Raw genomic sequence first — 14,186 nt, forward strand, 5'->3', positions numbered from 1 at the left:
CCCGTGCACGGCGTACTCCGGACAGTCCTTGGACCGCACGTCCGGACGCCGGATGGCGGAAGCTGTCATATGTGAGCGCCGTCGCCATCGCCGCCGTCCCAGCGCGCGCGCCTCATGTCGAGGCGCGGCACATGCCCCTCGGCGCTGCGTGGGGCTTCCCGGAGCGGCGTGCCCTCGGTCCGGTACTGCGCGAGAGCGCGCAGCTCGTGGCCGGGCAGCAGCATGCCGTCGGCGCGGACCACACGCCACCAGGGCACGGATCCGCCGTACAGCGCCATGACCCGGCCGACCTGGCGCGGGCCCCCCTCGCCGAGCCACTCGGCGACATCGCCGTACGTCATGACCCGGCCCGGCGGGATCAGCTCGGCGACCTCCAGGACCCGCTCCGCGTATTCCGGCAGCTCTTCCATCCGGTCCATCCTGCCGCACCCCACCGACAACGCAGGACGCTGCGGTCCGGGGGCGCATGGGGTGCAGAGCGGGTTTCAGGCGGCAAAGGGACGTATCTCACGCACCTCCCGCCCCCGCAATACACCCTGATGCCCCCCTCTGTCGGCGGGGCGTGCCACCATCGTGCGGGCGGTGACTGGTGATACGAGATCAAGAAGAGACCGAGACGACCGAGGAGCAGGGCGTGCAGCCTGGCAAGGCAGCAAGCACCCCTGACGCCGGGTCGCGCCCGGACGCGCCTGTTCCGCCCACGTCGCAGGACTCCGGCCGGACCGCCGGCGACAAGGCCCCCACCGAGTCCGCCGCCGGGCCGTCCTCGACCGACCGGCATACGGCCGACCAGCCCGCGCGCGAGTCGTCCCCGACGGCGCCGTCCGCGGCCGACCAGCCCTCGCCAGAGCCGTCCGCGGCGAGCACGAAGGGCACCTCGAAGAGCACGGGCGCCTCGAAGACGCCGGACGGCGCGAAGATCACGGACGGCGTGAAGAACGCGCCGGCGAAGGCGGACGCGGCCGGCGATGTCACCGATGTCGCCAGCATCGACCGGGTCTCCGGCGACGAGCCACTCCTCGCCGCCCGTGTGCACCGCCCCTCCGACCTGATGCGCCTGCTCATCGGCATCCTCCTGATCGCCGTGGTGCTTGCCGTCGCCGCCTTCGCCCACGGCACGACGTCCGGCCTCGAACAGGACATCAACAAGGGCACCGGCCAGGCGCCCGACCTGCTGGTCAAGATCGCCGGACTCGTCTCCAGCATCGCCGTCCTGCTGGTGCCGGTCGCCTTCGCGATCGAGCGCCTGATCAAACGGGACGGGCTGCGGATCGCCGACGGCGTCCTCGCGGCCGTCCTCGCGCACGGCGTCACGCTCGCCACCGACCTCTGGGTCGCCAGGGGCGCGCCGGGCACGCTCCAGGACGCCCTCACCCAGACACAGACGGACGGCGGGCTCACCGATCCGGTGCACGGGTATCTCGCTCCCGTCATCGCGTACATGACCGCCGTCGGCATGTCCCGCAGACCCAGATGGCGCGTCGTCCTGTGGGTGGTGCTGCTGCTCGACGCCTTCGCCATGCTGGTCGCCGGGTACACCACCCCGTTCTCGATCATCCTGACCGTCCTGCTCGGCTGGACCGTCGCGTACGGAACGCTCTACGCGGTCGGCTCACCGAACGTCCGCCCGACCGGCCAGACCTTGATGGCCGGTCTTCGCCATGTCGGTTTCCGCCCGGTCAACGCGATGCGGGCCGAGGACGTACCCGACTCCTCCCCCCTGCGTCCCATCGGCGGCAGCCCCGCCGAACAGGGCGACCGCGGCCGCCGGTATCTGGTGACCCTGGAGGAGGGCGCGCCGCTCGATGTCACCGTCGTCGACCGCGAGCAGCAGGCTCAGGGCTTCTTCTACCGGGTGTGGCGCCGGCTGACACTGCGCTCCATCACCACCCGCCGCTCGAACCCGTCGCTGCGCCAGGCGCTGGAGCAGGAGGCGCTGCTCGCCTACGCCGCGATCGCCGCCGGAGCCAACGCCCCCAAGCTGATCGCCACCTCCGAGCTCGGCCCCGACGCCGTGATGCTCGTGTACGAGCACCTGGGCGGCCGCTCGCTGGACGCCATGGCCGACGAGGAGATCACCGACGACGTGGCGCGCGGTGCCTGGCGGCAGGTGAAGGCGCTCATGTCGCGCCGTATCGCGCACCGCAGGCTGACCGGCGACGCGATTCTGGTGGATCGTTCCGGCAAGGTGATCATCACCGATCTGCGCGGCGGCGAGATCGCGGCGGGGGACGTGGTGCTGCGCATGGACATCGCGCAGCTCCTGACCACGATCGGACTGCGGGTGGGTGCGGAGCGGGCTGTCGCCACCGCCGTCGAGATCCTCGGACCCGACACGGTCGCCGACTGTCTGCCGCTGCTCCAGCCGATCGCCCTGAGCCGTTCGACCCGGGCGACGCTGCGCAGACTCGCGCGGGAGCGCTCGCAGCGCGAGCGGGACGCGGTGCTGGAGGCCTCCGCGGCCGCCAAACGTGCCCGTACCGAAGCGGCCGAGGGACCCGCGGCCGACGACCGCAAGGCGGTCCGCAAGACCGAGCGCGCCGAGAAGCAGGCCGACAAGCGCGCCATGGACGAAGCGATGGACGAGGCGCGCGAGGAGGACCTGCTCTCCCAGATCCGCCGCCAGGTGCTCCTGATCAGGCCGCAGGCGCCGGTCGAACCGGTACGCCTCGAACGCATCAGGCCGCGCACCCTCGTCAGCATGATCGCCGGCGCGGTGGCCGCGTACTTCCTGCTCTCGCAGCTCGCGGGCATCGACTTCGGCACCGTCTTCGACCAGGCGCACTGGGGCTGGGTGGCCGCCGCGGTCGCGTTCTCCGCCCTCAGCTATGTGGCGGCGGCGATGAGTCTGCTCGGCTTCGTGCCCGAGCGGGTGCCTTTCCTGCGGACCGTAGTCGCACAGGTCGCCGGTTCGTTCGTCAAGATCGTCGCACCGGCGGCGGTCGGCGGTGTCGCGCTCAACACCCGCTTCCTCCAGCGCTCGGGCGTACGGCCGGGGCTCGCGGTGGCGAGTGTCGGCGCGTCCCAGCTGTTCGGGCTCGGGTGCCACATCCTGCTGCTGCTGTCCTTCGGCTACCTCACCGGCACGGAGAAGACGGCCTCGCTCAGCCCGTCCAGGACGGTGATCGCGGGCCTGCTGACGGTTGCCGTGCTGGTGCTGGTGGTGACCGCGATCCCGTTCCTGCGGAAGTTCGTCTCGACGCGGCTGCGGTCGCTGTTCGCGGGCGTGGTGCCGCGCATGCTCGACGTACTCCAGCGGCCGATGAAGCTGATCACCGGCATCGGCGGGATGCTGCTGCTGACCGGTGTGTTCGTGATGTGCCTGGACGCGTCGATCCGGGCCTTCGGCAACGGCGCGCAGCCGCTGAGCTACGCGAGCATCGCGGTCGTCTTCCTCGCGGGCAACGCGCTCGGGTCGGCGGCGCCGACGCCGGGCGGTGTCGGCGCGGTCGAGGGCGCGCTCACCTTCGGCCTGATCGTGGCGGGCGTCCCGAAGGAGGTCGCGGCACCGGCGGTGCTGCTGTACCGGATGCTGACGCTGTGGTTGCCGGTGTTGCCGGGGTGGTTCGCGTTCAACCACCTGACCCGCAAGGGAGCGTTGTAGGCCGGGGGCGTCCGGCGGCCGGTTCTGTCCTGGCGGACGGCGGGGCGGGCTGGTTGCGTCCTGGCGGACGGCCGGGCGGGCCTGTTGCGCTCGTTCGCACGCGTCAGCCCCGACCGGCGGGGTCCATATGCGGCGGGGTCCGTATGCGCCTGCCGGTCGCGGGCGGTGCATGGCCTGCGGCCATGTCCTCAAACGCCGGACGGGCTGGAATCGGCCCCGTTCGCAGGCATCAGCCCCCTGACGGCGCGCGGGCCGAGATGGGCCCCGTTCACACGCGTCAGCCCGACCGGCGAAGGTCGCGAGGCGGCGCATGGGCAGGAGTTGGCCTCCTTCGCACGCGTCAGCCCCGACCGGCAAAGGTCCATATGCGCCTGCCGGTCGCGGGCCGCGCACGGCCTGCGGCCACGTCCTCAAACGCCGGACGGGCTGGAATCGGCCCCGTTCACAAGCATCAGCCCCCTGACGGCGCGCGGGCCGAGACGGGCCCCGTTCACACGCGTCAGCCCGACCGGCGAGGGTCGCAAGGCGGCGCATGGGCAGGAGTTGGCCTCCTTCGCACGCGTCAGCCCCGACGGGCAGAGGTCCGTACATGCCCTGCCGGTCGCGGGCCGCGCACGGCCTGCGGCCACGTCCTCAAACGCCGGACGGGCTGGAATCGGCCCCGTTCACAAGCATCAGCCCCCGACGGCGCGCGGGCCGAGACGGGCCCCGTTCACACGCGTCAGCCCGACCGGCGAGGGTCGCGGGGCGGCGCATGGGCCGGAGTTGGCCTCCTTCGCACGCGTCAGCCCCGACCGGCAGGGGTCGTGAGGCGGCGTGCCCGGGAAAAGTGAGCCACGATCGCCGACATCACGTCCTCCCCGGAAAAATCACCCGCTTGGGCCTGCGCAGGGGCGGCGTGGGGGGTTGCGGAGCACCATGGCCGCATGCCGACCTCTTCCTCCGGCCTGCGCGCCGCCGCCCTCGCAGCGTCCCTCGCCGTGCTGTTCACCGCCGGCTGTTCCGACGGCGGTGACAAGGAGAAGGACACCGGCTCCTCCGGGGCGAAGGACCTTGCCTCCCAGACGCTGGACTGGCAGAAGTGCCCGGCCCCCTCCGAGGCCGAGGGCGGTGGACCCGCGCCGTCCCCGCTGCCCGGGGGCACGAACTGGGAATGCTCCTTCATGGACGCGCCCCTCGACTACGCCCAGCCGGACGGCGAGACCATCGAGATCGCCCTGATCCGTGCCACCGCGCTCGACCAGAACAACCGCATCGGCTCCCTGATCTTCAACTTCGGTGGACCCGGCGGTTCCGGGGTCGCCACCCTGCCGCCCGCGTCCACGGACTACGCAAGTCTGCGCACCCGCTACGACCTGGTGAGTTTCGACCCGCGCGGCGTCGGCCGCAGCGTGCCCGTGGAGTGCGAGGACGACAAACAGCTCGACGCGTACTTCGCCTCGGACTCGACGCCCGACGACCCGGCCGAGGTGACGGCGTTCACCGACAACCTGAAATCCTTCGCGGGCGCCTGCGAGAAGAACTCCGGCGACGAGCTCCCCCACGTCGGCACCGTCAACGCCGCGCGCGACATGGACCTGATGCGCCAGGTGCTCGGCGACGCCAAGCTGCACTACTTCGGGATCTCGTACGGCACCGAACTCGGCGGCGTGTACGCGCACCTGTTCCCCAAGAACGTCGGGCGGGCGGTCTTCGACGCCGTGGTCGACCCGACCAAGGACTCGCAGCAGAGCTCGCTCGGCCAGGCGAAGGGCTTCCAGCTCGCGCTCGACAACTTCGCCAAGAACTGTGTGGACCGCGGCGACGAGTGCCTGCTGCCCGGCTCGACCGTGAAAGAGGTCGAGGACGGGATCATTCAATTGCAGCAGCGGCTCGACAAGAAGCCGATTCCCGGCAGCGGGGACCGGATGCTGACGCAGTCGCAGGCCACGAACGGCATCGCGCAGGCGCTGTACTCCAAGGAGTACTGGGAGCTGCTGGAACAAGGGCTCGACGAGGCCGACGGTGGTGACGGCGCGCTGCTGCTCGCACTGTCGGACGCCATGAACGGCCGCAGCGACGACGGCCACTACAGCAACATCCAGGCGGCCAACGCGGCCATCAACTGCGTGGACTCCAAGGAGCGTTACTCGCTGGACCAGACGAAGGCCGCACTGCCGGAGTTCCGCACGGCGTCCGCCGTGTTCGGTGACTATCTGGGCTGGGGAATGATGGCCTGCACCGAGTGGCCGGTGCCCGGCCAGTGGACCCACCCGGACGTATCCGCACCCGGATCGGCGCCGATCGTCGTCATCGGCAACACCGGCGACCCGGCGACCCCGTACGAGGGTGCGCGGGCGATGGTGAACGCGCTGGGCAAGGGCGTGGGCATCGAGCTGACGTACCGGGGCGAGGGGCACGGCGCGTACAACAGCAACAGCGCGTGTGTGAAGAAGGCCGTGGACGCCTATCTCCTCCAGGGGAAGGCGCCCGCTTCCGGGACGGTGTGCAGCTAGGACCGCCCCCGAACCGGCGGGCTCCGGGGTTGTCCACAGGCCCGCGTGGGTCGGCGGGCCGCCGCCTAGGATGACGAAAACCGTCGTCGGAGCCTGGGGGGCACGCATGATCGAGCGGGTACGGGTGGGGGCCCTGGTCGCCGCGGCGCTGCTGCTGGCGGTGACGGGTGCGGGCTGCGGCAGCGGTTCGGACGAGGGGGACGGGAAGGCGGACGGCAGGAACGGGGCGCGGCCTTCCGCGGACGCACCGGCCGCCTCGGACCCGGGGAGAGCCGGCATGCCCGCCTCGCTCACCGGTCAGCAGCCGGACTGGAAGAGATGCAAGGCCCCGACGCAGGCGGACGGCAGCGCGGCGCAGGCTCCGGGCGGCGAGTGGAAGTGCGCCACTTTCAAGGCGCCGCTCGACTACCGGAAGCCGGCGGGGGCCACCATCGGCATCGCCGTGATCCGCTCCGAGGCGAAGAACTCCTCTCGACGGATCGGCTCGCTGCTGTTCAACTTCGGCGGCCCCGGCGGCTCGGGCGTCGCCGCGCTGCCGAAGGCGGCGGCAGGTTTCGGGACCCTGCACGAGCGCTACGACCTGGTGGGATTCGATCCGCGCGGGGTCGCGGAGAGCTCCGCCGTGATCTGCCGGGACAGCAAGCAGGCGGAGGCCGCGTTCCGGATGGACTCCACCCCGGACACCGCCGCCGAGGAGACGGCGTTCATCGCGGACTCGACCGCCTTCGGCGCAGGCTGTGCGAAGAGGTCGGGCACTGTGCTGCCGCATGTCGGCACGACCAACGCCGCGCGGGACATGGACCTGATCCGCCAGGTTCTGGGCGACGACAAGCTGCACTACCTCGGATTCTCGTACGGCACCGAACTCGGCGGCGTCTACGCCCACTTGTTCCCTTCCCGGGTCGGACGGCTCGTCCTCGACGCCGTCGTCGACCCCGCCGCCGACTATGTGGGCCATGCGCGCAACCAGACGCTCGGCTTCCAGCGCGCCCTGGACAACTACTTCACCAGCCGCGGCACAGACACGAAGGACGGCACCGCACGAGTGGTGCGACTGCTGGCCGAGCTGGACCGCGAGCCGCTGCCCACCGACAAGGGCCGCACCCTCACCGAAGGTCTCGCGCTCACCGGCATCATCCTGCCGCTGTACTCCGAGGAGCAGTGGCCGTCGCTGACGCAGGCGTTGAACGAGGCGGAGAGCGGTGACGGCACCCGGCTGCTGGCGCTGGCCGAGTCGTACAACGGCCGGGACGCGGACGGTTCGTACACCGCGCAGGACCATGCGCAGCGCGCCATATCGTGCGCCGACACCACGGGCCGGGCGACCGCTGCCGAGGTCCGGTCCCGTCATCTCGCCGAATTCACCGCCGTGTCACCGGTGTTCGGACCGTATCTGGCGTGGGATCTGGCGGGCTGGTGCGCGGACTGGCCGGTGGCGGGCGAGTCGGCGACGCCGGAGGTCGCGGCGAAGGGAGCGGCCCCGATCCTCGTCGTCGGCACCACGGGCGACCCGGCGACTCCCTATGAGGGGGCGCGGCGGATGGCGGACGAGCTCGGTTCGGGCGTCGGTGTGCTGCTCACCAACAAGGGCGAGGGGCACGGCGCGTACGGCAACGGGGCGTGTGTGACGGACACGATCGATGCCTATCTGCTGGAGGGCACGGTGCCGGCGGACGGCAAGACCTGCTCCTGAGCCCGGGCCCCCGGCCGCCCCTCGGAGGGACACGACAAAGCCCCGGACCGATGCCGGTCCGGGGCCCTGCGAAGCACTGTCAGTAGACGGGCTTGTCCGGCTCGATCTGGTTGACCCAGCCGATCACGCCGCCGCCCACGTGCACCGCGTCCGCGAAGCCCGCGGACTTGAGGACGGCAAGGACTTCCGCACTGCGGACACCCGTCTTGCAATGCAGGACGATCTTCTTGTCCTGCGGCAGGCTCTCCAGCGCGGTACCCATGAGGAACTCGTTCTTCGGGATCAGCTTCGCGCCCGGGATCGAGACGATCTCGTACTCGTTGACCTCACGGACGTCGATGATCTCGATGCTCTCGCCGTCGTCGATCCACTCCTTGAGCTGCTTGGGAGTGATCGTCGAACCGGCCGCCGCCTCCTGTGCCTCCTCGGACACGACACCGCAGAAGGCCTCGTAGTCGATGAGCTCGGTGACGGTGGGGTTCTCGCCGCAGACCGCGCAGTCCGGGTCCTTGCGGACCTTGACCTGGCGGTACTGCATCTCCAGGGCGTCGTAGATCATCAGCCGGCCGACGAGCGGCTCACCGATGCCGGCGAGGAGCTTGATCGCCTCATTGACCTGGATGGACCCGATGGACGCGCACAGAACGCCCAGCACACCGCCCTCGGCGCAGCTCGGGACCATGCCCGGCGGCGGGGGCTCCGGGTAGAGGCAGCGGTAGCAGGGGCCGTGCTCGGACCAGAAGACGGAGGCCTGACCGTCGAAGCGGTAGATGGAGCCCCAGACGTACGGCTTGTTCAGCAGGACGCACGCGTCGTTGACCAGGTAGCGGGTCGCGAAGTTGTCGGTGCCGTCGACGATCAGGTCGTACTGGCTGAAGATGTCCATCACGTTCTCGGCCTCGAGCCGCTCTTCGTGGAGGATCACGTTCACGTACGGGTTGATGCCGAGGACGGTGTCCTTCGCGGACACGGCCTTGGAGCGGCCGATGTCCGCCTGGCTGTGAATGATCTGACGCTGCAGGTTCGACTCGTCGACCTCGTCGAACTCCACGATGCCGAGCGTGCCGACACCGGCCGCGGCCAGGTACATCAGGGCCGGCGAGCCCAGGCCGCCGGCGCCGACACACAGCACCTTGGCGTTCTTCAGCCGCTTCTGCCCGTCCATCCCGACATCCGGGATGATCAGGTGGCGGGAGTACCTGCGGACCTCGTCGACGGTGAGCTCAGCAGCTGGCTCGACCAGGGGTGGCAGCGACACGGGGACTCCGTTGCGTCGTTGAGTCAGTACGGTTGTTCTCCCCGTAACACTGCCACGCGCCTTCTCATTCCGAGACACCACGTCCGATCTGCGAGACGATTTCGTCCCAGTAGCCGGGCAGTGTCTCGAATGGACCGATCTGTCCCTTGCGTTCGCCGCGACGCGTACCGTCGGACACGCGATCCGTCCGGTCGGTGAAGAAGATCGTCCCCGCGCCCTGCCAGCGGGCGATGCGGGTGGCCTCCTCCAGATGGGTGCGCGGCACACCGTGGACGAAGTGGACGAAGCGCTCCGGCGGGTGGTCCGCCGTCCACTCCGCCACCTGTGACCAGCGGTAGTCCGTCCACGGCCCGCTGAAGGTGACCAGCTGATCGGCCGCCTGTGCGTACCCCGGGTGCGGGTGCGCGCCGTGCCCGAGGACCAGGTGTCCGCCGTCGAGCACGGCCTCCAGCGTCGCGGTCGTCCGCCTGACCTGGAGCAGGTCGGCGCGGTCCGTCGGGCAGCGGTCCAGGATGAAGCCGCCGACGCGGTACCACTCGAGGTAGTGGTGCGCGTCCGCGACCAGGTCGCCGAAGGGGCGTGAGCCGTGAGCCATGTCGAGATGGCCGAGGACGCGCACGCCGGCGTTGTTCAGCCGGCCCGCGGCTGCGAGGCAGTGCGGGTCGGGCCGGGTGCCCGGCCCGTTGGCGACATTGAGCACGACCCAGTGCAAGGGGGCGCCGGGCCGGGTCAGTTCCGCCCATTCGGCGGGAGCGAGCAGAGGGTGTGCGTAGCCGGGGACACCGACGCCGAGTCTCTCCGCGCCGGTGGCGGAGAGCTGGGAGCCGGTGGTCGTCAGATGCGACACGCCGCCTCCATCCAGATGTCGGCGAGCGACTCCTCGAGGTTGATGCGGGGGCGCCAGCCGAGCCGGTCGCGGGCCGTGCGGACGTCCGCCTGCTGCCAGCTGCCGCAGCCGTCCGGGTACGGCACGGGGGCGGAGAGGTGGTCCATCATCGCCTCGGAGCGCGGCGCCCCGATGCCCGGCCGGCCGGTGGGGGCGTCGAGCTCGTGCAGCGCACCGCTGTATCCCGCGACCCTGGCCAGCACGGCGGCCGCGTCCCGCAGCCGGACGGAGCGGCCGGTGCCGATGTTGACGATGCCCTGCGCGGCCGACAACGACGCCGCGTGCACGGCCCGCGCCACGTCCCGTACGTCGACGAAGTCGCGCTGCACGCCGAGGCCGCTGAGCTTCAGCTCCCCGTCGCCGGACTGCATGGCACGGCGCATCGCCTCGGCGAGGCGGCCGAGCGGGGAACCCGCCGGGGTGCCGGGCCCGACGGGTGAGAAGACGCGCAGCACGACGGCGTCCAGACCGGCGCCCAGGACCAGTTCGGTGGCGGCGAGCTTGCTCACGCCGTAGGGGCCGCCGGGCCGCGGGATCGCGTCCTCGGCGGTCGAGGACCCCTGCTGCGAGGGCCCGTACTCGGAGGCGCAGCCGAGCTGGACGAGCCGCGCCCCGCAGCCGCTGCGGCGCAGGGCCTCGCAGACGGTGGCCACGGCGACGGTGTTGTGCCGGGTCAGATCGCGGGCACCGCCGCGGGTGGCACCGGCGCAGTTGATGACGACGCCGGGGTGGACCGCGCCCAGGAAGCGGGTCAGGGCGCCCGGGCTGCCTCCGGCGAGGTCGAAGCGCACATCGGCGTCGTCTCCGCGGCCGAGCGCGGTGAGGTGGACGGCGGGGTCGGCGAGCAGCCGGTCGGCGACGAAGCGGCCGAGGAATCCGTTGGCTCCGAGCAGCAGCACCCTCATCGCGCGACCTTTCTGTGCCGACGGGCCGGGACCGGGGGTTGGGGGGTCATGTCGCGTTCTCCTTCGAGGTGTTGCTGTCGGTGAGGGTGCTGGGTACGCCCGTGGTGTCGGCGCCGCGGGAGGTCGGAAGGGCTGTCATTCGGTGTGGGCGGATGCCCGGGACAGGGCCGCGGTGGCGTGGGCCAGCAGTCCGGCCGCGGCCGCCGCGCAGGCGGCGGCCGGTACGGCGGAAGCACCCCAGGCGGTCACGGCCGCCTCGACCGGGGTCGCCAGGAAGCCGCCGCCGGGCAGCCGCCCGGCGAGCAGGAGCAGGATCGCGGCGGCCTCGACGGCACAGGCCGCCGCGAGTCCGGTGGCTGCCGCCGCGGGAAAGTGGTGGACGACGAGCAGCCGGGCCAGGAACAGCAGGACGCCGAGTCCGACCGCGGGGGCGAGATCGTCGTACGGGAGAGCGAGGCGGGTGACGGCGAGCAGCGCGGTCAGGACGCCGACGTACAGCGCGACGACGCCGAGCAGCAGGGGCCGCACCCCGGACGCGAACTCCTCCAGGCCCCGGCTGCCGTCGAGCCGGCGCCGGGCCTGGACGGAGAAGAGGTGGGCGCACCAGGCCGCAGGGGCGACGGCGAGGGCGAGGCCGACGAGCGGGCCCGCGCTCAGGGCGGGCGTTGTCTCGCCACCGCCCATGATCCGCGTCGGGAGGTCCGTGCCGTATGCGGCGTAGGCCAGCAGCCAGAGGGTCCACAGGCGCAGGGCCGGGACCGTGCGCCGCTGGGCGCGCAGCGGGCCGCGCCGCAGACAGAGGGAGAGGGCGACGGTGACGGCGACCGCGCCGGTGACGGTGGCCGCGGTCCGCGGAGTGCCTTCCAGGGGGTGCAGACCGGCGACGGCCAGCGCGCACAGGGCGCCCGGCAGCAGGGTGAGCAGAACGAGGGGGAAGCCCGCCGCGGCCGGACGGGGCAGGCCGCGTCCGGGACGGGCCGGTGTCTGCGATTCGCCCCTGGGGACCCGTGCGTACAGCTCCTCGGCGAGCGAGAAGACGTCACGGTGCCGGAATCGGGCGGCCGTGCGGTCGGTGACGCCGTGCGCCTCGAGACCGGCGGCGATCTCCAGCGGGTCGACGGCCCGCTGGCAGAGTTCCCGGTGCCGATGCATCAGGGCTTTCACCGGATCCGCGGGTCCCCGGCGCGGGGTGGCCGGGATGCGGGGAGCCGTCTTCGCCGGCTCGTCCTCCCAGACCGCGGACCGGCCGAGGAGGGCGTCGGACGTGGTGTCCCAGCCGTCGGCGTCGGCGGGTGCGCGGGGGTCGTCGAAGGCGAGTCCGTCCAATGGGGAGGGGTCTTCGGCGTGCGCGCTGTCGGTGACGCGGGGGGCGGTCATGCGCGTGCCTCCTTCGCGGGGGTGGGGATGTCGGCCGTCGCCGGGGCGGCCTGACCGGCCCTCGGGCCGTCGGCCCACCTGGGCGCCGTGTGGTGCACGGCGCCGGGGGCGGTGCGGTCGTCCGGTGCGGGGCCGGACGCGGTGCCGGATTCGCGGCCGGATTCGGGGCCGGCCGCCCGGTCCGTCCATCGGCCCTGCATGTGTGCCTCGGCGGGGTGACCGAAGGGGACGGGTGCGCCGTCCTCGTCGACGGCCTCGCGCCGGACCGGTGAGTGGGAGATCAGCTCCAGGTAAATGCCGCGAAATGCCGCGAGGTTCTGTTCGATGGTGAAGAGCTCCAGCGCCCGGGCGCGCGCCGCGGCGCCCAGCCGCTCCCTGCGCTCCGGGTCGCGCAGGAGCGCGATGCAGGCGTCCGCGAGCGCCCTCGGGTTGCGCGGCGGCACCACCAGGCCGGTGCCGCCGATGACTTCGACGACCGCGCCGACGTCGGTGGAGACGGTCGCGCGCCCGCAGAACATCGCCTCGACCAGGCTGATCGGAAAGCCCTCGACGACGCTGGAGAGCACGACCACGCCGCCGGTCGCGTAGGCGTCGGCGAGTTCCGGGGCCTCGGGTCCGCCGATCTCCTCGAAGGAGACGGGGTTGTCGCCGACGGCGTGCGCGTCGGCCGCCTCGTCGGGGAACAGCTGAGCGGCCAGGGCCTTGCAGTGGGCGAGATAGGTGGCGGCCTCGGCTCCGTGCACCGGCGCCCCGAACAGCCGCAGCCGCGCCTGCGGTTCCGCCTTGCGCACCTCGGCGAAGGCATGCAGCAGCGCGATGAGGTCCTTGGCGGGCTCGATGCGGCCGATCCACACCAGGGTGTGCGGGTCGCCGCTGTCGGCTCCCTCTCCCACGGCGGCGAACCGGTCCGCCTCCATTCCGGGGTGGACGGTGCGCAGTTTGGCCCGGTCGGCGCCGCACTTCTCCTGCCAGCGCCGGGCGTGGGCGTTGCCGGGGGTGATCACGGAGGCCTGGGCGTAGACCTCGGCGGCGAGCCGTCGCTGGAATGCGGCCAGCAGGGCGCGTACGGGGGCGCTCAGTTCGGCGCCGTCGGCGGACAGATAGTGCGCGCGCAGGTGGACGCCGTACTCGGTGACCAGCAGCGGAACCCCGAAGAAGCGTTTGGCCAACAGGCCGGGCAGGGCCGCGGATCCGCCGGACGCGGCATGGCAGAGGTCGGCGGTGCCGAGGCCGTCGTCGCCGTACCAGTCGAGGGAGAGCGGGCGCAGCGTGCGCTCCAGCTCGTCGGCGAACATGAGGTAGTCGGGCACGGTGGCGGCGTGCACGGTGCGGCGTGCGCCGGGCGCGCGGCAGGCGGATTCGAGGACACGGACGGCGAACTCGGAGCGGAGGGCCGCGTAGAGTCCGCCGCGCTCGCGGGCGAGGTCGGCCAGTCCGTACAGCCCCTCGGCGAAGGCCTCGCGGTGGTCGTCGCCGTCCGCGCAGACGGCGGCGGCGAGCTCCTTGAAGTGGCCGAGGAAGCGCCGCCGGTCACGGCGTCCGTAGGTGTGCCCGTCGTCCTCGGGGGCCCACAGCGGGGCGGTGCGGACTCGCTGCACCTGGGGCGGGAGCTGGATCCAGCCCTGTTCCACCTGCTGGGCACTGCGGCTGAGGGCGTAGACGTCGAAGTCGTGCTGTGCGAGCCCGCGCACGAGCCGGTCGCACCACAGCCTGGACTCACCCGTCGCATACGGATAACCACCGTCCGTAAGCAGTCCGATCCGCACGAACGCACCCCCGATCTCCCTTGTGGGCGGCCGCCGTTGGTACGGCGACTCACAGCGGGACGACGGTAAGCCGGTATGCGGGTGGCGGGGCGGGCGGGGGGGGGGTGGGCGGGGGTCGGTACTCGTGAGGCCGGATATATAAGAACAACGCCACAGGACGAGCCCGAGCACAGCACAGACCGCACGCACGAGGAAGAACGCG

The 14,186-nt window shown here is 72.1% G+C and carries 9 protein-coding genes; 3 read left to right on the top strand and 6 right to left on the bottom strand.

Translation table 11 applies throughout. The features are described from left to right. Positions 1-65 precede the first annotated feature (65 nt). The gene (locus ACFWU3_RS02965; RefSeq protein ID WP_384430160.1) at positions 66-419 is read right to left on the bottom strand and encodes an MGMT family protein; all 354 of its coding nucleotides are present in this window, start codon (positions 417-419) and stop codon (positions 66-68) included. Positions 420-634: 215 nt separating this feature from the next. Here ACFWU3_RS02965 and ACFWU3_RS02970 point away from each other — a divergent pair, with 215 nt between their 5' ends. From ACFWU3_RS02970 to ACFWU3_RS02980, 3 genes are all read left to right on the top strand, one after another. Beyond that, complete coding sequence (locus ACFWU3_RS02970) at positions 635-3,604, top strand: lysylphosphatidylglycerol synthase domain-containing protein (protein ID WP_384430164.1); 2,970 nt, start codon at positions 635-637, stop codon at positions 3,602-3,604. Positions 3,605-4,530: 926 nt separating this feature from the next. Next, positions 4,531-6,099 carry an alpha/beta hydrolase gene (locus ACFWU3_RS02975; RefSeq protein ID WP_384430166.1) on the top strand — a complete coding sequence of 523 codons (1,569 nt, stop codon included), beginning with the start codon at positions 4,531-4,533 and terminating at the stop codon, positions 6,097-6,099. A gap of 106 nt (positions 6,100-6,205) precedes the next feature. Continuing rightward, the gene (locus tag ACFWU3_RS02980) at positions 6,206-7,792 is read left to right on the top strand and encodes an alpha/beta hydrolase (RefSeq protein WP_384430169.1); all 1,587 of its coding nucleotides are present in this window, start codon (positions 6,206-6,208) and stop codon (positions 7,790-7,792) included. A 79-nt stretch (positions 7,793-7,871) separates the two neighbouring features. Here ACFWU3_RS02980 and moeZ read toward each other — a convergent pair whose 3' ends face one another. The 5 genes from moeZ to pelF all read right to left on the bottom strand — a co-directional run bounded on the left by moeZ (position 7,872) and on the right by pelF (position 13,984). Further along, positions 7,872-9,050, bottom strand: a complete 1,179-nt coding sequence (gene moeZ, locus ACFWU3_RS02985) for an adenylyltransferase/sulfurtransferase MoeZ (protein ID WP_313944253.1) — start codon at positions 9,048-9,050, stop codon at positions 7,872-7,874. Between the two features lie 64 nt (positions 9,051-9,114). Next, on the bottom strand, positions 9,115-9,897 hold the full coding sequence (locus ACFWU3_RS02990; protein WP_384430172.1) for a spherulation-specific family 4 protein: 783 nt from the start codon (positions 9,895-9,897) through the stop codon (positions 9,115-9,117). Beyond that, a complete protein-coding gene (locus ACFWU3_RS02995) occupies positions 9,885-10,841 on the bottom strand; it encodes an NAD-dependent epimerase/dehydratase family protein (protein WP_384430175.1) in 957 nt (318 codons plus the stop codon). Before ACFWU3_RS02995 ends, ACFWU3_RS02990 begins: the two co-directional genes overlap by 13 nt. 135 nt (positions 10,842-10,976) lie before the next feature. Then, a complete protein-coding gene (locus ACFWU3_RS03000; RefSeq protein ID WP_384430178.1) occupies positions 10,977-12,218 on the bottom strand; it encodes a hypothetical protein in 1,242 nt (413 codons plus the stop codon). Further along, positions 12,215-13,984 carry a GT4 family glycosyltransferase PelF gene (gene pelF, locus ACFWU3_RS03005; protein ID WP_384430181.1) on the bottom strand — a complete coding sequence of 590 codons (1,770 nt, stop codon included), beginning with the start codon at positions 13,982-13,984 and terminating at the stop codon, positions 12,215-12,217. The genes ACFWU3_RS03000 and pelF overlap by 4 nt, the downstream gene beginning before the upstream one ends. Between the last annotated feature and the right edge of the window lie 202 nt (positions 13,985-14,186).

The sequence above is a fragment of the Streptomyces sp. NPDC058685 genome, from assembly GCF_042714725.1.
Taxonomy (GTDB): domain Bacteria; phylum Actinomycetota; class Actinomycetes; order Streptomycetales; family Streptomycetaceae; genus Streptomyces.

Excerpts from the sequence above, each read along its gene's own strand:
- ACFWU3_RS02965 (WP_384430160.1), bottom strand. The coding sequence starts at position 419 with ATGGACCGGATGGAAGAGCTGCCGGAATACGCGGAGCGGGTCCTGGAG.
- ACFWU3_RS02975 (WP_384430166.1), top strand. The coding sequence starts at position 4,531 with ATGCCGACCTCTTCCTCCGGCCTGCGCGCCGCCGCCCTCGCAGCGTCC.
- ACFWU3_RS02980 (WP_384430169.1), top strand. The coding sequence starts at position 6,206 with ATGATCGAGCGGGTACGGGTGGGGGCCCTGGTCGCCGCGGCGCTGCTG.
- ACFWU3_RS02995 (WP_384430175.1), bottom strand. The coding sequence starts at position 10,841 with ATGAGGGTGCTGCTGCTCGGAGCCAACGGATTCCTCGGCCGCTTCGTC.
- ACFWU3_RS03000 (WP_384430178.1), bottom strand. The coding sequence starts at position 12,218 with ATGACCGCCCCCCGCGTCACCGACAGCGCGCACGCCGAAGACCCCTCC.